This window comes from Fundidesulfovibrio magnetotacticus, assembly GCF_013019105.1.
Classification (GTDB): domain Bacteria; phylum Desulfobacterota; class Desulfovibrionia; order Desulfovibrionales; family Desulfovibrionaceae; genus Fundidesulfovibrio; species Fundidesulfovibrio magnetotacticus.
The window spans coordinates 142,866-160,712 of the sequence record NZ_BLTE01000014.1; the positions used below are offsets into that span (position 1 = coordinate 142,866).

Consider the following 17,847-nt stretch of genomic DNA (forward strand, 5'->3'; position numbering starts at 1 on the left):
GCGGGCGCGCTGGCCGGAGCAGGCCGTGGGGCTCGCGTGCGTGGTGGCTTCGCTCAATCTGGCCTGGGCCAGGGCCGCGACGCACCGTCTCCTGGCCGGACGCCCGCATGTTCGGACAACGCTGGCCTGGCTCTCCCTCGCGGATTCCTGGCTGCGGTGGATCGCCGCGGCCGCCCTGGGCTTCGTGGCTGCAGGGTGGGGACAGGACATGTGGGCAGGGCTTCGTGACGCCCTGGCAAACCCCATGCCCCTCAACGCAATGGAAGGGCGCGAGACCGTCAAAGCGTGGCTGCTGGCCCAGGGGGCGAACATCTATCCGTCCATGGAAGGCCACCCCTTCCTCGTGACCATCTATCCCCCCGTCTACCATGCGGCCACGGCAGCGAGCGCGCTCCTGACGGAATGGGGCATCGGCGCGGCCCGGCTGGCTAGCTTCGCGGCCCATCTGGCCCTGGCGGCGATGGCCGGGGCCTTCCTCCTTTGCTGGACGCGCTCCCGGACGGCGGCCCTCGGCGTTGCGCTCCTGGCCCTGGCCGAGCCCGTGCTGGCGGCCTGGGGCATTCACGCCCGGCCGGACATGCTGGCCTGGAGCCTAGCCCTGGGCGGGGCTTGGGCCTTTCTCCTGGCCTCCCGGGGGGGGCGGCGGGCCGCAAGGCTCGCCGTGTGCTCCGGCCTACTGTTCTGTCTGGCCCTGTACACGAAGCAACAGACCCTGCCGTGGCTGCTTGGGTGCCTGGCCTGGGGGGCGCTGGCCGGGCCGGCTGGGCGGCGCGCCGTCCCGTGGGCCGCAGGGACGGTCCTGGTTTCGGGGGGGGCTCTGTTGTGCGGGCTCTCGCTGGCCTTCGGGGAAGGTTTCCTGCGGGACGTGTTCCTCTATCCCCTGCGCATGAGCGCGGCCGCGGGGGTCAGTTCGGGGGAGAACCTTCTGGTGCGGGCCATGCAGGTCTGGGAGGCTTTCCGGCCCCTGTGGATTCTGGGGACGCTGGGCGCCGCGGCATCGATGCTTGCGCGTCGATGGGAGCTTCCCGCGGCGCTTCTGGTCATGAATGTCTTGTTTCTCCCCAGTCTGCTGGCCTCCTGGGGGGCGGACGTCAACTACGCCTTCGGAGCGCTGACGGCATCCCTCCTGGCCGCCGGCGGGCTCCTCGCCCGACTGGAACGGCTGCGCCCTTCCGGGCGCGCCCTGGCGCTGGGGGCGCTGCTCCTGGCGGTGCCGTCCCCGGGCGGCATACGGGATCGGACGGACGAGGGCTCGCGGCGCCTGGCGGCGCTGGACGGCCCCGTGCTGGCCAACACCGAAGGTGGCCATCTGTTCCTGGGCCGTCGCCCTGGGAAGGAGGTGGTCTTCTTCGACGCCATCGAAACCAGCCTCTACGAGCAGGCCGGATTCTGGCGGGCCGATTCCTCGGCCCTGGTGCGCGACATCGCCGCGCGCCGCTTCCGGCATGTGGCGCTTTTCGGCGATTTCGCCGCCAGGGCCGTCGCGGATGCCCTGGCCGTGTTCTACAAAGCCAGCGCCCAGGCCGGATTCTACCGCGTCCTGGTCCCCGATCCGGCCGCCAGGGTGCTTCGTGTGGGGCCCGGCGGGGGCGTTACCCCGGAAGACCAGGGGGCCGGGCTGTCCGTCCTGTTGGAGGATCTCGCTCAGGAGACGGAGGGTCTGGCACCGGCCCGGGAGGGTGTCCCGGGCTTCTTGCGCGTGACCTTCGACGCTATCGAGGCTCGACCCGGCATGGAGGCGCGGGCGCGCGTGCGTCTGGCGGGGGGCCGCGCCGGATGCGTGTTGCGCGACTCCCATGGAGCGGTGCTGGCCGCACGGCAGGCAGGGGGGGAGGGGAGTCGGGATCTGGTCCTCACGGCCCGGCCCGGCGAGGGGCCGGTCACGCTCGAAGTCTCGGTGGAGGGTAGGGCCTGGCTGGAAACGCAGTACGGCGCACTGGCCGTGCTGCGCCTCGGCGTGGGGGACTAGAAGAAGGCGCTCGTCTCCCTGGCCCAAAGCTGAGCCCAGGGACCCGTCAGGCGCACATGCGCCACCACCGGCGCGCCGGGGTCGTGACAGGCGACGGAGGCGCTCCAGCGCGCGCCGATGGGCGTCCATACGCCCTGCTTTCCCTGGAGCAGCGCCGCGCGCCTGGGCGTTCCGCCCTGCTCCAGCAGGAGTTCCACCGAGCTGTCCTCGCCGCTCACGCGCGGATAAAACGACATCTCGCGGCTTTGCGGGCGCACCTCGAAAAGCAGGGTTTGGCCGGGCCGCCCGGCAGGGACCGTGTAGAACTTCCAGTCCTGGGCGTCAGCCGTTTCCAGGCGCGGCTGTCCCGGCTCGGCCGCCAGGAGCCGTTGGGGCAGCGGTCCCGCCTGGGGCAGTTCCTGGTGCAGACCCTGCACCAGCACGGGCTGACGTCCCGCAAGGCATTCGAGCCGTTGCAGAACTCCCTTGAGCCCCCACCAGCCGGGATCGCGTGAGGCAAACCATCCCAGTACGGCAAAGTTGGCGGCCAGTGGGGCCAGCAGGTAACGCGTGACGAACGCTCGGCGGGAAAACAAAAGGCATTCTCCTGTTGTTTCAAGACCATGGCGCGGAGTCGCTTGACGAAATGCGCGGTTTCACGTAGCGGCACCAAGGCATACATATCATTTTCAGGAGAGAGCTGTCATGGACCTTCGCGCCTTGTTACGGGAAATTCCCGACGTGCCCAAGCCGGGCATCCTCTTCTTCGACATCACCCCGTTGCTGGGCGACGGCGTGGCCTTCCGCAAAGCCATCGACACCTTTGCCGAGCGTTTCGCCGACAAAGGCGCCACCAAGGTGGTCTGCGCCGAGGCGCGCGGCTTCATCTTCGGGGCGGCCCTGGCCTACAAGCTGGGCATCGGCTTCGTGCCCGTGCGCAAGCCGGGCAAGCTCCCCTGGAAGACCGCCTCCGTCACCTACGACCTGGAGTACGGCACCGACACCCTCTGCATGCACGAGGACGCCCTGCTGCACGGCGAAAAGGTCCTGGTGATCGACGACGTGCTGGCCACCGGCGGCACCCTCACGGGCATGCTCCAGCTCATGAAGAATTTCGAGGCCGAGATCGTGGGCATCGGCATCCTGGTGGAACTGTGCTTCCTCAACGGCCGCGACAAGCTCAACGGCCTGCCGCTGGACTCCATCATCCAGATCAGCTGAACGGCCCCGGCCCGACAGCTCAACCAGCCGGGCGCGGCCCGGCAAGGGAACCCGCAAGCGACATGAAGATCGGCATCATCGGCGGCAGCGGCCTGGACAACCCCGACATCCTGGAAAACCCCAGGGACTTCGAGGCGGACACCCCCTACGGCAAGCCCAACTCCACCCTGCGCCAGGGAACCATCAAGGGCCGCGACGTGGTGCTCCTGGCCCGCCATGGCCGGGGACACACCTGCCCCCCCACCTTCGTGAACTACCGGGGCAACATCCTGGCCCTCAAGGCCGCCGGGTGCACCCACATCCTGGCCACCACGGCCGTGGGCTCGCTCAAGGCCGAGATCAAACGCGGCGACCTGGTGGTGCTCGACCAGTTCATCGACTTCACCCGCCTGCGCCCCCTCACCTTCCACGAGCGCTTCGAGCCCCACTGCCCCGTGCACACCCCCATGGCCGACCCCTTCGACCAGGGCCTGCGCGAGAGGCTCATCGCGGCCTGCGCCAAGTTCGGCTACAGCCACCACCCCACCGGCACCGTGGTGACCATCGAAGGCCCGCGCTTCTCCACCCGCGCGGAATCCAACATGTTCCGCCAGTGGGGCGCGGACGTGATCAACATGAGCATCGCCACCGAGGCCATCCTGGCCGCCGAGGCGGGCATCCCCTACGCTGCGGTGGCCATGTCCACCGACTACGACTGCTGGAAGACCGACGAACCCCCCGTCACCTGGGAGGACATCCTGCACATCTTCAAGCAGAACGCGGAGAAGGTGACGGGCGTGCTCATCGAGGTGATCGCCGGCATGGAAGCCTCCAAGGCCTGATGCCGTGACCCGTCCCGCCTGCCTGCTCCTGCACGGGTTCGGCGGCGAACCCTTCGAGATGCTCCCCCTGGCCGAGGCCCTTTCGGCCAGGGGGTTTTGCGTGAGCGTCCCCCTGCTGCCGGGCCACGGCGAGTCCGTGGAGGCCTGGAACCGCACCGGCTGGCCGGACTGGCTGGCCTGCGCCGCCCGCGACTACGAGACCCTGGAGCGCGAACACGGCCGCGTGGCCGTGCTGGGGCTCTCCATGGGGGGGAGCCTTTCCCTGGCCCTGGCCCAGCGCTACCGGCCCGCCGCCGTGGTCACCATCGCCTCGCCCGTGTTCCTCTACCGCTTCTGGCCCCCGGCGGCCACGGACTGGCGGCTGCCGCTTCTGTCGCTGCTGCGCCGCTGGCGGCCCGTGTGGCCCAATGCCGCGCGCAAGGAGGAGTCGCGCCGCATCGCCCCCTGGCAGGGCTACGAGACGAGCACGGGCCTGAACGCCCTGGCCTCGCTGGAAGCGGGCCTGCGCGAGGTTCGGAGCTGCCTGGGCAAGGTGACGGCCCCGCTCCTGGCCCTGCACGCCGTGGGCGACAGCAAGGTGCCCATCGAAAATCTGTGGGAGATCACCGGCAGGACGGGCTCGAAAACGCGCGAGGCCGTGGTGCTGCGGATCGACGAGCGCGTGACCTCGCGGCATATCCTCACCACGCACGCGGAGACGCGGGAGGAAGTGGCGAGGCGCAGCGTGGGTTTCGTGGAAGGAGTCTGAACCAGAGGCTTGCGGGGGCGCGAGGATCGAGGGCAAGCTTAGGGAAGTGATGCCTCCGGCGGGCACAAGGCGCCTGACCTTCCGGGCCGACGACAAACCTCTTTGGCGGGGGAGGCGTTCGCTGGCGGCACTGCCGCCGCGCTCCAGTCCGCGGGTCCCGGAGGACTGCCACCGGTGTCGCAAAGTCGGAGTCGGCGGCCTCAGAGGCCCCCCCTGAAAGCATGTATTCCGGGTGGCTCCCCTTCGTCCGCGATAGGCGCCTCGCATGTTTCAACTGGCCCGAATGGGGCAGGGCGGGGCAAGGGCCGAATAGTTAGACCATCTGCAAGAATCAGTTGAGGGCGATCCGCCGTCCATCAATATGGGGTGCTCCCAGAGGACCAGCTTGGGGCTTGATGAGTTTGGCAGGGCTGATATATTGGTTGGCAAAAATAACGGAGCGGACACTCTGGCGTGATGCATTTTTCACATCCTATCATGCGTTTTCTCATGATTTGTGTGCATCGGCAGGCATGATCATGGTGCGTGATAATTTAAAAAGCATTTATTGCCGTATTTAAGGTAAAATCGTGGCGGAAAGCAAGCTCAAATCATTTGTTCTGTTGTTGCTCACGACTGCTGCTGTTTTCGTGTTTCTTGAATTTGCGAGCAAATTGTATTTTTATGTATCTGTGCGTGATGAAAGCGGGCCTGCAAAGGTTGATTTTATGGACATGCAGAGCTTCCAGAAAGGGGAGTATGCAGCGAAAGATGATCTTCTCGGATACCGCCTGATAGAGGGGAAAAAGGTCGGAGAATACTCGTTCAATAGTCTCGGGTTCCGTGGCAAAGATTTCCAGGTGTCTAAACCAAAAGACACAATAAGAGTGATGTGTGTTGGAGGGTCGACAACAATAGGATCAAACGCAGGTGGTGACAATTATACATATCCGTATATTCTCGAGGAGCTGTTGCGTAAAGTATTCCCGAAAGGTCAGCGCATTGAGGTTATCAACGCTGGCGTGTTCGGTTATCATAGCTGGCATAGTCTGTTGCGCGTTGAGAAAGAGTTTGATCGCTACGATCCTGATTTCTATGTCTTCATGGATGGGCTCAATGATGTCATGGCCGCTTACTCCATCGATAAAAAGGCTCTTGAACACTTCGCCAATGGTGCCGGATCACCCTATCTCTCTCAATTGGTGAACAATAATTCGGAGAGTTTCGTCGGCCGCATCAGTGCATTCCTGCGGGTGTCTGCCCTGTATTCCTTGATGGAGCACGCGGGAAGAACTGTTCAAGACTGGCTGGAGTCGCTCAATTTTGATTTAAAGATGCGTGAAAAGATGGGTCTGTTTGGCTACAGGCGTAACGTAGAGCGAATGGTGTCCATTCTTCGAGAAAAGCACAAGGGGGTTGTGCTCCTTAACTATCCTTGGATTGTTGACGGAACAATGAAGAATGAGGAGTCCGCCAGCACTCTGCCGTACAGGATTGATCCTGGTCTTCTGAAGTTGTATGATTTTGGACGCGCCTACGTTCAGCGGACAAATGCAGAGATTGCCGCAAAATTATCGGTGCCATATGTTGATATGCAGCCCATTTTTGATGAACAAGCCAAAGAATGGGGGCTCAAACGGTTATACTCGGACAATCTTCATTTCACGAGGTATGGCAATTATCTGTTGGCCAAGGCTGTCTGCCGTGAGTTGGTCCGCAACGAAGCCTTCACCCATATGGCTGGTCAGGCTGCGGAGAACGTCAACCTCGACGCCCTCTTCCCCGAGATGTCTTCCTGGCGGCCTCTAGAGCCGGGTGAAGCCTGCATGGGCCATGACCTTGTGGGATGGTTCGGCGTCTGTTCCGCCAAAAGCCGCATCCACGTGAGCGGATTGGACGACATCGAGATCGATCCCCTGGGAAAATGGCGCTGGGCCTATGGGGGGATGATAGGCCTAAAATTTACGGCAGAAGCCGGACAGCGTCTGCGCATCGAATTCGCCATCAACAACCCCATCCCTGGCCAGGGGCTTTCCATTCAAGCGAACGGGGTGGAGGTGTACAAAGCCACTGACATTCCCGCGCAGAAATGGCTGGTGGAAAAAAGAGAGGGGACTTGCCAGATTACGGCCAAGGCCGGTGAGAATCAGGTGAACCTCGTGTTCTTGCAGGGCAACCATCAGGGGTTCGATTTCGCGCCCGCCGATGCCCGGACTTTGAACGCAGCCGTGCTGCACTTGTCGATTGATAACCAGTAACTCCCCGGGCGTGACCGAGCGCTCTTTGGCACGCCCCGCGCCCCGGGATCAATTCTGACCAGCGATACGGCTCTAGCAAGGAAGGGGCCCTGCGGAATGGGAAGGCCGGTTCTTGCCGCCGGGGAGGGGCGGACCGGGGGGCTGTCCACGGGGCGGTTACGCTCCAGAACGTAAGCCAGGGGCGTCATCGAAGACTGGCGCGGCCTCTGCATCGAGATCCACACCAAAGAGGCCTGGGGATAACGTCACCCAGGGCCTTCGCGGAAAGGAATGGCTCCCGCATGCACTAGACTGGCCGCCCTCAGGTCTCAGGGAGGCGGAAGCGGCCCTGAGGGGCAGGCGCAACGCACTTCGGGGCGCGTTGCCTGCACGAACGGCTGCAAGGCCAACCTGAGGGCCTCACCCGGAAATGCTGGTTTCTTCCCCCTGGCAAAGCGTCGCTAGCACTTCCCCTGCTGCTTCTTCTTGTCTTCCATCACCAGCTTGTAGTTCACCGCGTCTTCCAGGGCCTGCCAGCTGGCCTGGATGATGTTGTGGGAGACGCCCACGGTGGTCCAGGTGTCGGTCTGGTCGCCGGTGGTGATGAGCACGCGCACGTGGGACGCCGTGCCCGAGTCGTGCTTGGTCTTGGCGTTGAGCACGCGCACCTTGAAGTCCAGCAGCCGGATTTCGCTGATTTTGGGGTAGAAACGGACCAGGGCCTTGCGCAGGGAGTTGTCCAGGGCGTTCACGGGGCCAAGACCCACGGCGGCCGTATGCTCCACGTGGCCGCCCACCTGGACCATCACGGTGGCCTCGGCCAGGGGGTCTTCGCAGCCGGTCTGTTTCCAGTCCAGCACGCGGTACTTCACCAGGCTGAAGTAGCGGCGCGTCATGCCCAGGGCGCGGCGCATGAGCAGCTCGAAGGAGGCCTCCGAGGCCGAGTATTCGTAGCCCACGGCCTCCTTTTCCTTGATCTCGCGCAGGATCTCCAGCACCTCGGGCGAGCCCTTTTCCAGGGTGATGCCGTATTCCTTGGCCTTGAAGAGGATGTTGGCCTGGCCGGACATATCCGAGAGCACCACCTGGCGCAGGTTGCCCACCTTCTCGGGCTGCACGTGCTCGTAGAGGCTGGAGTCCTTGGCCACGGCGGCCACGTGCACACCGGCCTTGTGGGTGAAGGCGGACTCGCCCACGTAGGGCTGGCGCGCGAAGGGCACGCGGTTGGCCACCTCGTCCACGAAGCGCGAGGTTTCGGTGATCAGGTGCAGGCGTCCCTTGGGCAGGGCCTGGCGCTTGAGCTTGAGCTCCAGCGTGGGGATGATGGAGCAGAGGTTGGCGTTGCCGCAGCGCTCGCCGAAGCCGTTCACGGTGCCCTGCACCTGCACGGCCCCTGCCTGCACGGCCATGAGGGAGTTGGCCACGGCCATGTCGGTGTCGTTGTGGGCGTGGATGCCGATGCGCGCCAGGGGGAGTGCCTTTGTGACGTGGTCGCAGATCTTGCGCACGTCGCAGGGCAGCGTGCCGCCGTTGGTGTCGCAGAGCACGAGCACGTCGGCCCCGGCCTGATGGGCGCGCTTCAGGCATTCCATGGCGTAGTCGCGGTTGGCGCGGAAGCCGTCGAAGAAGTGCTCGGCGTCGAAGAAGAGTTCCTTGCAGCGCGGGCGCAGCCAGGCCAGGGAGTTCCCGATGAGCTCCAGGTTGCGTTCTGGCTCCACGCGCAGGGCCTCCACGGCGTGGCGGTCCCAGGTCTTGCCGAAGATGGTGATCACCGGGGCCTGGCTGGCGGCCAGGGCCTTGAGGTTGGGATCGTTTTCGGCGGCGTGCTTGGCCATGTGGGTGGAGCCGAAGGCCGCGATGCGCGAATGCTTGAGCGAGAGGGCCTGGATGTCCTCGAAGAAGCGCTTGTCGGTGGGGTTGGAGCCGGGCCAGCCGCCTTCGATGTAGTCGATGCCCAGGTCGTCGAGCTTTTGGGCGATGCGCAGCTTGTCTTCGGCGGTGAGGTTGATGTCCACGGCCTGCGCGCCGTCGCGCAGGGTGGTGTCGTAGATCTGGACCTTGACCATGCTCTCCCCTTGCCGGGCTTTCCGGCGTGTCGTCCCCGGGCTGGCGGCTGCCGCCGGGGGCGCTGGCCGCGAAAACGTCCGCCGACGCTTCCCGGCAGGAGGCCATGCCTCCCGTGTCTCCGGCAGGAGGCCATGCCTCCCGTCTCTTCGGCAGAAGGCCGACCCATCCGGCAATCCGGGAGGAGCCGGACCTCCCGGCAGTCCGGGCCGGAAGGGGGACGCGGCGGCGCCCCCCCCATTGTCCGGCGATCGACGGCCGCGCTAGCAGGCGGCCTTGAGTTCCTTGTCCAGTCCGAAGGCGGTGTGCAGGGCGCGCACGGCCAGTTCCACGTACTTCTCGTCGATCAGGCAGGTGATCTTGATCTCGGAGGTGGCGATGAGCTTGATGTTCACGTTCTCGTCGCACAGGGCCTGGAACATGGTGGAGGCCACGCCGGAGTGGTTTCGCATGCCCACGCCCACCACGGAGACCTTGGCCACGTTGGTGTCGTGCTGCACGGATTCGGCCCCGATCTCGTCGCCGACGCCCGCGAGGATGGCCAGGGTCTGGTCCAGGTCGCCCCGGGAGACGGTGAAGGTCATGTCGGTGTAGCCGTCGTGGCTGGTGTTCTGGATGATCATGTCCACGAGGATGCGCTTGGCGGCGATGGCGCCGAAGATGGTGGCGGCCACGCCGGGCTTGTCCTTCACCTTGTAGACGGTGACGCGGCACTGGTCGCGGTCGAAAGCGATGCCCGAAATCACGAGATCTTCCATCATGGCGTCGTCCTCCTGGGTGACCAGCGTCCCCGGATCATCGGTAAAGGTGGAGCGCACCCGCACGGGCACGTTGAATTTCTTGGCGAATTCCACGGAGCGGATCTGGAGCACCTTGGAGCCGGAGCTGGCCAGTTCGAGCATCTCGTCGTAGCAGATGCGGTCGAGCTTGCGGGCGGCGGAGCAGACGCGGGGGTCGGTGGTGAACACGCCGTCCACGTCGGTGTAGATCTCGCACACGTCGGCCTTCACGGCGGCGGCCAGGGCCACTCCGGTGGTGTCGGAGCCGCCGCGTCCCAGGGTGGTCATTCGACCTTTGCAGTCCACGCCCTGGAAGCCCGCCACCACGAGCACGTCGTGGTCTTCGAGCAGGTTGCGCAGGCGCGCTTCGTCGATGCTGATGATGCGCGCCTTCATGTAGGCGTCGGTGGTGGTGATGGGAATCTGCCAGCCCTGCAGCGACTTGGCGCGGATGCCCTCGGACTTGGCCAGGAGGGAGAAGAGCGCGATGGAGACGTTCTCACCGTTCACCACCAAGGCGTCCATCTCCTCGGGATCGGGCTTTGCCGAGAATTCGTTGGCCAGCCCGATGAGCTTGTTGGTCTCGCCGGCCATGGCCGAGAGGACCACGATGACCTTGTAGCCCTCGTCTAGCCCATTCCGCACCCGCGAGAGCACCTTGCGCATCCGTTCCAGCCCGGCGACCGACGTGCCGCCGTACTTCTGTACCATGATTTTCATGAGGAGCCGCTCTGTGAAGAGGTTGCGTTGATCCGTTGCAGCCAGCGCGCGGCCCACGGCCCGTTGGCCGTGAGCGTGGCCTCGCGCCCGTCGCCTTGTTCCTCCAGGCGCACCAGCAGATGGTCCGCGGGCAGGAAGCCGGGCGGCAGGTACTCGGCCCATTCCACCACGAGCAGGCGCGCCGCGCCCGCGTGGAGGCTTTCGAGGATTTCGTCCAGATCGGCCCCGGGCAGGCCTTCGCCCAGCCGGAAGAGATCGACGTGCACCACCTGGGGCGTGGTGGGGTAGACGTTGGCCAGGTTGAAGCTCGGGGAGGCCACCTCGGCCTGGTCGCCGCCGGGCAGCGCCTCCACGAGTCCCCGCGTGAGCGTGGTTTTGCCCGAAGCGAGCCCGGCCTGCAAGCACAGCGCGGGGTTGTCCCATCCCTCGGGCAGGCAGCGGGCCAAGGCCGCGCCCAGGGCCAGGGTTTCGGGCTCGCCGGGCAGGAAGAGCCCGGCCACGGCTATTTCCTGGCGGAAAGGGTGCGCAGAATGTCCTCCATGCCGATCACGCCGCACACCCGGCCCGCTTCCATCACCGGCACGGTGTGGAAGCCCCGGTCCACCATGAGGGTGGCCACGTCCTCCACGGGGGTCTCGGGGGTCACGGTCTGGGGATCGGGGGTCATGGCCTGGGACACGCTGATGGCGGCGATCTTCTCCATCTCGCGGTCCAGGTCGGCCATGGAGGTCATGGGCACGAGCCCGTCGAGCAGGGTGAACACCGTGGGAAGCGAGAGCCGCTTCTGCTGGGCCACCAGGTCCGACTGGCAGAGGATGCCCACGAGTTTCCCGGAGGCGTTCACCACCGGGCAGCCGTTGATGCGCTTCTCAAGAAGCGTCTGGGCGGCCTCGGCGATGGAGGTGTCGGGCGTGAGGGTGACCACCTGGGCGGTCATGATGTCTTTAGCTTTCAGCATCGAGCCACTCCGTGAGGGCGCGGGGCAGGGCCTGGACGATCTCGGAGGCCAGGTTGCCCCGGTAGGGGAATTCGCCGGACACGAGACGCCCGGCGAGTCCGTGCCAATACACCCCCAGGCAGGCGGCTAGCAAGGGGGAAACGCCACGGGCCAGCAGGCTTCCGGCCACGCCCGAGAGCACGTCGCCGGAACCGCCCACCGCCAGGTTGGGCTCCGCGAAGGGGGAGACGTACACCGACCCGGAGGGGTCGCCCCCCTGGCAGATCAGCGACGCCGGACCCTTGAGCACCACGGCCGCTCCGGTGCTTTCGGCCAGGCGGCGCACGCAGCCCGCGCGGTCGGACTCGATCTCCGGAATGGCGAGCCCCAGCATCCGGGCCGCCTCGCCCGGGTGCGGGGTGATCACGGAGCGCTCCAGCCGCCGGGGATGCGCGGCCAGCCAGAAAAGAGCGTCGGCGTCCCACACGGCCGGGGGCAGGGGGCCGCCCTGCAGCAGGGCTTCCAGGAACCGGGCCGCGCCGGGCGTGCGGCCCAGGCCCGGGCCGATCACCAGGGCGTCCCAGGCCTCCAGGTGCTCACGGATCGGGGCGGCCATGGATGCGTCCCACTGTTCGCCCTCGCCCAGGGGGAGGGTCATCACGTCGGGGCACCCGGCCTTGAGCACGGGTTCGAGCCCGCGCGGGCAGGCCGCCGTGACCAGCCCCGCCCCGCAGCGCAGCGCGCCCAGGGCCGAGAGGAACGGCGCTCCCGTGAGCCCGGGTGAGCCGCCCAGCACCAGGAGCCTGCCCGCCGCGCCCTTGTGCATGGCCGGGTCGGGCAGGGGGAGCATGAGCGCCAGCTCCGGGGCCAGGAGGCGGTGGGCCGGGGGCAGGGCCTCGCGCACGGCCCGGGGGATGCCGATGGGGCGCACCAGGAGCTCCCCCACGTAGGGCGAGGCCTGGGGCAGGGCCAGGCCCAGCTTGGCGGTTTCGAAGCTCACGGTGGCGTCGGCGATCACGGTGGGGCTGCCCGGGCGGCCCGTGAGCCCGCACAGGCCCGAGGGGATGTCCAGGGCCAGCACGAAGGAGCGCTGGCCCAGCCGGTTCACGGCATCGATGAGCGCGGCCGTGTCCGGCCTGGGGTCGCCCGAGAGACCCGTGCCCAGCAGGCCGTCCACCACGGCGTCGGGCGGCTGGGCCTTGGCCTCTTCCAGGGCCTGCGCGGCCCGGAGGACCACCACGCCCGCGCGCCGCGCCAGGCGCAGGTGGAAGCCCGGAGCGCCCTTGTGGGCCCCGGAGGGCCGGGCCAGGCCCAGCACCACCTCGGCCCCTGCGTCGTGCAGGTGCCGGGCCAGGGCCACGGCGTCGCCGCCGTTGTTGCCGGGGCCCGCCAGACAGAGCACGGACTTGCCGCGCACCCCGTCCAGCTTCTCCGCCAGGGCGTGCAGGGCCTCGCGGCTGGCGTTCTCCATGAGCAGTTCGGTCTTCAGGCCCAGGCGCGCGGCCTCGCGGTCCCAGGCGTTCATCTCGGCCGGGGTGAGCAGGGGGGCGGTGAGCAGCGGGTCGATCATGGCCATGGGCCTCGCGTTCAGGGTGCTTCGAGCGCCACCACGGCGGCGGCGGTGTCGCGGCCGTGGGTGAGGCTCACGTGGGAGTGGGTGACGCCCAGGGCCTTGGCCCGCTCAAGGGCCGCGCCGGAAAGGCGCAGCACGGGCCTGCCCGAGGGCTCCGAGAGGATTTCGATGTCCTTGAAGGTCACTCCGCCGGAGATCCCCGTGCCCAGGGCCTTGGCGGCGGCCTCCTTGGCGGCGAAGCGCGCGGCCAGCCAGGGCACGGCGTTGCGCGGACGCTGGGCGATCTCAGCCTCGGAGAGTATTTTGTGGAGGAAGCGCTCGCCGTGGCGCTCCAGGGAGTCGCGGATGCGGTCCAGCTCCGCCACGTCGATGCCAAGGCCCACGATCACGGGAAGTCCCCCCGGTTTTGCGAGGCGCTAGTCCGCGAAGCCACGGATGATCCCGGCCATGGTCCCCACGGCCTCGCCGATGCCCGTGAGCACGGCGCGCGAGATGATGCTGTGGCCGATGGAGTATTCGCTCACGCCGGTCACGTCCTTGAAGGCCCATACGTTGTCGTAGTTCAGGCCGTGGCCCAGGTTCACCTTGAGGCCCAGTTCGCGGCCCAGGCGGATGCCCGCGAGCACGCGCTCCAGTTCGCGCTGGCGGTCCTGGGGCGTGGGGGCGTCGGCGTAGGCCCCGGTGTGGATCTCGATGTATTCGGCCCCGATGGCCCTGGCGGCCTCGATCTGGGCGGGTTCGGCGTCGATGAACAGGCTGGAGCCGATGCCCGCGGCGTGCAGCGGGGCCAGGAAGTCCGCCAGCTCCTTTTCGCGCCCGGCGCAGGCCAGGCCACCCTCGGTGGTGAGCTCCTGGCGCTTCTCGGGCACCAGGCAGACCATGTGGGGCCGGATGCCCAGGGCCAGGCGGCCCATTTCGGGGGTGGCGGCCATTTCCAGATGGAGCCGGGTCTTCACGAGCTGGCGCAGGAGGGCCACGTCGCGGTCCAGGATGTGGCGGCGGTCCTCGCGCAGGTGGACGATGATCGCCCTGGCCCCGGCGATCTCGGCCAGGTGGGCGGCTGTGACGGGGTCGGGCTCCTGGGCCAGGCGGGCCTGGCGCAGGGTGGCCACGTGGTCGACGTTGACGGCCAGAATGGGCATGGACGTTCTCCTTGCGTTCCGTATCAAACGTGCCGTATATCTTTTGCGCTCACCAGCCACAAGCTCTTGTTGACAAAGCTCCCCGGCGCTCGTATCGGGTGCTGCCCCTTGGGGGCTCAGAAACCAAACACGAAATGGAGATGCGCGGATATGAACCTGTGCATTGTGGGAACCGGTTATGTCGGCCTCGTCAGCGCCGCCTGCTTCGCCGAAATGGGCAACGACGTCTGCTGCGTGGACATCAATCCCGAAGTTGTTGAAAATCTTAGGAAAGGCAAGGTTCACATCTTCGAACCCGGCCTCGACGAAATCGTCAAGCGCAACACCGAGCAGGGCCGCCTGAAGTTCACCACGTCCATCAAGGAAGGCATGGAGCATGCCCTCTTCGTGTTCGTGTGCGTGGGCACTCCTTCCAAGCCCGACGGCTCGTGCGATCTCTCCTTTGTCTACCAGGTGGGCAAGGAGATCGGCCAGAACATGCAGGACTACAAGATCGTGGTGGACAAATCCACCGTGCCCGTGGGCACCGCCGACAAGATGCGCTCCATCATCGCCGAGGAGCTCAAGGCGCGCGGCGTGTCCCTGGAGTTCGACGTGGTCTCCAACCCCGAGTTCCTCAAGGAAGGCGACGCCGTCAACGACTTCCTCAAGCCCGACCGCGTGGTGGTGGGCACCGAGAACGTGCGCACCGCCGAGCTGCTCAAGGCCCTCTATTCGCCCTTCGCCCGCAGCCGCGACAAGCTCATCGTCATGAGCGTGCGCTCCGCCGAGATGACCAAGTACGCCGCCAACTGCATGCTGGCCACCAAGATCTCCTTCATCAACGAGATCTCCAACATCTGCGAGCGCGTGGGCGCCGACGTGCGCGACGTGCGCGTGGGCATCGGCAGCGACCACCGCATCGGCTACCAGTTCATCTACCCCGGCATGGGCTACGGCGGCTCCTGCTTCCCCAAGGACGTGAAGGCCCTCATCGACACCTCGCGCCAGTACGAGTTCGAGCCCCAGCTGCTGGCCTCCGTGGACGAGGTGAACAACCGCCAGAAGCACGTGCTCTCGGGCAAGATCCTCAAGTACTTCGAGCCGCAGGGCGGCGTGGTCGGCAAGACCCTGGCCATCTGGGGCCTGGCCTTCAAGGCCAACACCGACGACGTGCGCGAGGCCGCCGCGTTCGAGCTCATCCGCGACCTCACCGCCAAAGGCATGAAGGTGCGCTGCTTCGACCCCGTGGCCGGTCCCAACACCCGCAAGGAGTTCGCGGGCGACCCCAACGTGGAAGTGGTGGACGAACAGTACGCCGCCCTGGAAGGCGCGGCCGCCCTGGCCGTGGTCACCGAGTGGAACCAGTTCCGCAACCCGGACTTCGAGCGCATCAAGAAGACCATCAAGGCGCCCCTGATCTTCGACGGCCGCAACCTCTACTCGCCCTCCTTCATGGGCGAGCTGGGCTTCGCCTACTTCTGCATCGGCCGCAAGGACCCCAAGTAGTTCGAGCGACCACGGTACGCCACACGGGGCCGCCGGGAAACCGGCGGCCCTTTTCAGTTCGATAACAAACCCCGAAACGGGGTTTGTGGGAGCCGCTTGCGGGCGGCTCGCTTCGGAAGAAGCAGCCGCCATACGCCCCTCCCCGTGCGAGGCTCGGCGTCGAGGGCTTCGCGCCAGGTCTTCCGCCGCCCCGTCCGCGAGAGCCCCCCGATGGATCGACTCTTACGGACCCCGGGCCTGTTCCCCTGGTCGACATTTTCTGCTATCGGCACATGAAGGTCAGCGGGGCGTCCGCCATCCGGCGGGGTGCCGCCCGCGCGCGGCCGCGTCCCGGCGGGCCAGCTTTCCGCCGACCCAGGCAGGGAGGACCCCATGACCCACGACAACCGCAAGCGCAGCCGCGTGCCCATGGACATCGAGGCCGTCCTGGCCTGGGGCAACCTCCACAAGCACCCCGTGCGCATCCTGAACATGAGCCTCAAGGGCGTGCTCTGCGAGCCGGAGCCGGAACTCGGCCGGGTGGACCGGTGTACCCTCACCGTCAGCCTGAGCAGGACCATCGGCTTCCACGTGGAGGCCCGCGTGGTGCGAAACGACGCCACCGGCCTGGCCCTGGACTTCGAGAGCATGGACGAAGAAGCCTTCCTCCACCTGCGCAACCTCGTGCGCTACCACTCCGACGACCCCGACGCCATCGACAGGGAGCTTGTGAGGCCCGCTTTCGAGGTCTCCCGGAAGGAATAGGGTCGCGGCCTTGAAAGCCTGACGGGCTTTCAAGTTTCAAGCCTTGATCGAACGGTCTGTCTTGACGGCCGCCCGGAAGGTTTCCCAGGGGGCAACACGGATGGGCGCGGGCAACGGCGCACGCGCCAAGTCCGGGCGAAGGCCTTGCCGCCAGGGCGTCGGGCCTGTCCCGGCCGTGTTCAGTGGGTCAGGCCGTTGCCGCCGTGGCTTTCCTTCACGGTCTGCTGGGGGTGGAAGTGCAGCTTGATCTCCTGGCCGGGCAGCTCTTCCATGGTGTAGGTGCCCGAGAGGCCCAGCTCCAGGTCCAGCTCCGAGGCCCGCGAATAGAGCGTCAGGGCGGCCAGGGCGGCCTTGTCGGGGGGGCAGTCCTGGTTGAAGCACAGGAGCAGCAGGCCGTCGTCCTTGGAGTCGAGCACCAGGAAGAGGTTGTGCTCCACGAAGTGGATGCCGTCGAAGGCGTGGGTGGTCTTGAGCCCCAGGGGGGCGAGCAGGGCGTTGATGGTGTCTGTGGATGTCATGGCGGTCCTTGCGGCGTTTGGAGAGCCGTCTTGTAACGGCAGTGAGCCCGCCATGCAAGCGCGCCGTTCCCTGCGGGCTTGCCAGGGAGCGCCGGGCGTGTTTTCCTGGGACACGCCACCTCAAGGAGACCCGAGCCCATGGACAGCGTTCAGGCCGTCATGACCCCCCTCGAAGCCCTGCCCTCCGTTTCTCCCGAGACCTGCCTGCTCGACGCGGCGGAGGCCCTCAAGCGCAGCGCCTCCGACGCCCCGGTGCCCCTCATCGTGGCCGTGCGCGACGCTTCGGGCCGGATGCTGGGGGCGCTCGGCATGGTGGACCTCCTGCGCGGGCTCAACCCCGAGTACGCCCGCGACGGCTTCTTCGACGCCATGAAGGAGCAGGGCATGGGGCAAAGCCTGGTGGGCTTCTTCCTGGAAGAAGTGAACCTCTCCCCGCAGTCCCTGGAGGCCCTCTCCGACCGGGCCGCCGCGCTCACGGTGCGCGATCTGCTGCGCCCCCCGGCCCGCGAGGAGACCATCGACGCCGAATCCACCGCCGACGTGGCCGTGGACCTCATGGTGCTGCGGCGCAGGGACTACCTCCTGGTGGTCCGCAAGGGCGAGGTGCTGGGCGTGGTGGACGCCGCCGGCGTGTTCGACGCCCTCATGCGCCGCGCCGTGCGCTGCGCCACGTCGACAGACGGTTGAAACGTCCGCGCGGGCCACGCCGGGGAAAGACGGGCGAGGCGGTGCGCCCGCCGGGCGGGCGCGCCGAGGCGATGTCCGGCTACCAGCCCAGCACGTAGTAGCGCAGATAGAGATAGGCCATGGAGATGGCCACGGTCAAAATCATCACGGGCATGCCGTACTTCATGAAGCGCAGGAAGGTGATCTTGTGCCCGGCCTTCTCGCTCATGCCCACCACGATCACGTTGGCCGAGGCCCCGAT

17 protein-coding genes are annotated in these 17,847 nt (G+C 66.8%); 8 read left to right on the forward strand and 9 right to left on the reverse strand.

Annotated elements, in window-relative coordinates; translation table 11 throughout:
* Window positions 1-25 precede the first annotated feature (25 nt).
* Window positions 26-1,969: a hypothetical protein gene (locus NNJEOMEG_RS15135; RefSeq protein WP_173085919.1), complete on the forward strand. Its 1,944-nt coding sequence runs from the start codon at window positions 26-28 to the stop codon at window positions 1,967-1,969.
* Here the strand turns inward: NNJEOMEG_RS15135 and NNJEOMEG_RS15140 are convergent.
* Window positions 1,966-2,544 carry a hypothetical protein gene (locus NNJEOMEG_RS15140; protein ID WP_173085920.1) on the reverse strand — a complete coding sequence of 193 codons (579 nt, stop codon included), beginning with the start codon at window positions 2,542-2,544 and terminating at the stop codon, window positions 1,966-1,968. The genes NNJEOMEG_RS15135 and NNJEOMEG_RS15140 overlap by 4 nt on opposite strands.
* 109 nt (window positions 2,545-2,653) lie before the next feature.
* Here NNJEOMEG_RS15140 and NNJEOMEG_RS15145 point away from each other — a divergent pair, with 109 nt between their 5' ends.
* The 4 genes from NNJEOMEG_RS15145 to NNJEOMEG_RS15160 all read left to right on the forward strand — a co-directional run bounded on the left by NNJEOMEG_RS15145 (window position 2,654) and on the right by NNJEOMEG_RS15160 (window position 6,975).
* On the forward strand, window positions 2,654-3,169 hold the full coding sequence (locus tag NNJEOMEG_RS15145) for an adenine phosphoribosyltransferase (protein ID WP_173085922.1): 516 nt from the start codon (window positions 2,654-2,656) through the stop codon (window positions 3,167-3,169).
* Between the two features lie 62 nt (window positions 3,170-3,231).
* Window positions 3,232-3,990 (forward strand): S-methyl-5'-thioadenosine phosphorylase, encoded by a 759-nt coding sequence (mtnP, locus tag NNJEOMEG_RS15150; RefSeq protein WP_173085923.1) that lies wholly within the window; start codon window positions 3,232-3,234, stop codon window positions 3,988-3,990.
* 4 nt (window positions 3,991-3,994) lie between these two features.
* Window positions 3,995-4,738: an alpha/beta hydrolase gene (locus NNJEOMEG_RS15155; protein ID WP_173085925.1), complete on the forward strand. Its 744-nt coding sequence runs from the start codon at window positions 3,995-3,997 to the stop codon at window positions 4,736-4,738.
* Window positions 4,739-5,307: 569 nt separating this feature from the next.
* On the forward strand, window positions 5,308-6,975 hold the full coding sequence (locus NNJEOMEG_RS15160) for an SGNH/GDSL hydrolase family protein (RefSeq protein WP_173085927.1): 1,668 nt from the start codon (window positions 5,308-5,310) through the stop codon (window positions 6,973-6,975).
* 440 nt (window positions 6,976-7,415) lie between these two features.
* Here NNJEOMEG_RS15160 and cimA read toward each other — a convergent pair whose 3' ends face one another.
* The 7 genes from cimA to NNJEOMEG_RS15195 form a co-directional block, all read right to left on the reverse strand.
* Entirely contained in the window at window positions 7,416-9,020 is a 1,605-nt protein-coding gene (gene cimA, locus NNJEOMEG_RS15165; RefSeq protein ID WP_173085929.1) for a citramalate synthase, read from the reverse strand.
* A 261-nt stretch (window positions 9,021-9,281) separates the two neighbouring features.
* Window positions 9,282-10,517, reverse strand: a complete 1,236-nt coding sequence (locus tag NNJEOMEG_RS15170; RefSeq protein ID WP_173085931.1) for an aspartate kinase — start codon at window positions 10,515-10,517, stop codon at window positions 9,282-9,284.
* The gene (gene tsaE / locus NNJEOMEG_RS15175; RefSeq protein WP_173085934.1) at window positions 10,514-11,017 is read right to left on the reverse strand and encodes a tRNA (adenosine(37)-N6)-threonylcarbamoyltransferase complex ATPase subunit type 1 TsaE; all 504 of its coding nucleotides are present in this window, start codon (window positions 11,015-11,017) and stop codon (window positions 10,514-10,516) included. The genes NNJEOMEG_RS15170 and tsaE overlap by 4 nt, the downstream gene beginning before the upstream one ends.
* Before the next feature lie 2 nt (window positions 11,018-11,019).
* Window positions 11,020-11,475 (reverse strand): CBS domain-containing protein, encoded by a 456-nt coding sequence (locus NNJEOMEG_RS15180; RefSeq protein WP_173085936.1) that lies wholly within the window; start codon window positions 11,473-11,475, stop codon window positions 11,020-11,022.
* Window positions 11,462-13,030 (reverse strand): NAD(P)H-hydrate dehydratase, encoded by a 1,569-nt coding sequence (locus tag NNJEOMEG_RS15185; RefSeq protein ID WP_235956994.1) that lies wholly within the window; start codon window positions 13,028-13,030, stop codon window positions 11,462-11,464. The genes NNJEOMEG_RS15180 and NNJEOMEG_RS15185 overlap by 14 nt, the downstream gene beginning before the upstream one ends.
* Before the next feature lie 11 nt (window positions 13,031-13,041).
* Entirely contained in the window at window positions 13,042-13,416 is a 375-nt protein-coding gene (locus NNJEOMEG_RS15190; protein WP_173085938.1) for a holo-[acyl-carrier-protein] synthase, read from the reverse strand.
* 27 nt (window positions 13,417-13,443) lie between these two features.
* Entirely contained in the window at window positions 13,444-14,169 is a 726-nt protein-coding gene (locus NNJEOMEG_RS15195; RefSeq protein ID WP_173085940.1) for a pyridoxine 5'-phosphate synthase, read from the reverse strand.
* A gap of 150 nt (window positions 14,170-14,319) precedes the next feature.
* On the opposite strand from NNJEOMEG_RS15195, the gene NNJEOMEG_RS15200 reads away from it, so the two are divergent.
* Window positions 14,320-15,657, forward strand: coding sequence for a UDP-glucose dehydrogenase family protein (locus NNJEOMEG_RS15200; protein ID WP_173085942.1), 1,338 nt, complete (start codon window positions 14,320-14,322; stop codon window positions 15,655-15,657).
* Between the two features lie 372 nt (window positions 15,658-16,029).
* Window positions 16,030-16,401 (forward strand): PilZ domain-containing protein, encoded by a 372-nt coding sequence (locus NNJEOMEG_RS15205; protein ID WP_173085944.1) that lies wholly within the window; start codon window positions 16,030-16,032, stop codon window positions 16,399-16,401.
* A gap of 179 nt (window positions 16,402-16,580) precedes the next feature.
* On the opposite strand, the gene NNJEOMEG_RS15210 is transcribed toward NNJEOMEG_RS15205, so the two are convergent.
* Window positions 16,581-16,919, reverse strand: a complete 339-nt coding sequence (locus NNJEOMEG_RS15210; protein WP_173085946.1) for a hypothetical protein — start codon at window positions 16,917-16,919, stop codon at window positions 16,581-16,583.
* Between the two features lie 138 nt (window positions 16,920-17,057).
* Here NNJEOMEG_RS15210 and NNJEOMEG_RS15215 point away from each other — a divergent pair, with 138 nt between their 5' ends.
* Window positions 17,058-17,606: a CBS domain-containing protein gene (locus NNJEOMEG_RS15215; protein ID WP_173085948.1), complete on the forward strand. Its 549-nt coding sequence runs from the start codon at window positions 17,058-17,060 to the stop codon at window positions 17,604-17,606.
* The last annotated feature ends 241 nt before the right edge of the window (window positions 17,607-17,847 follow it).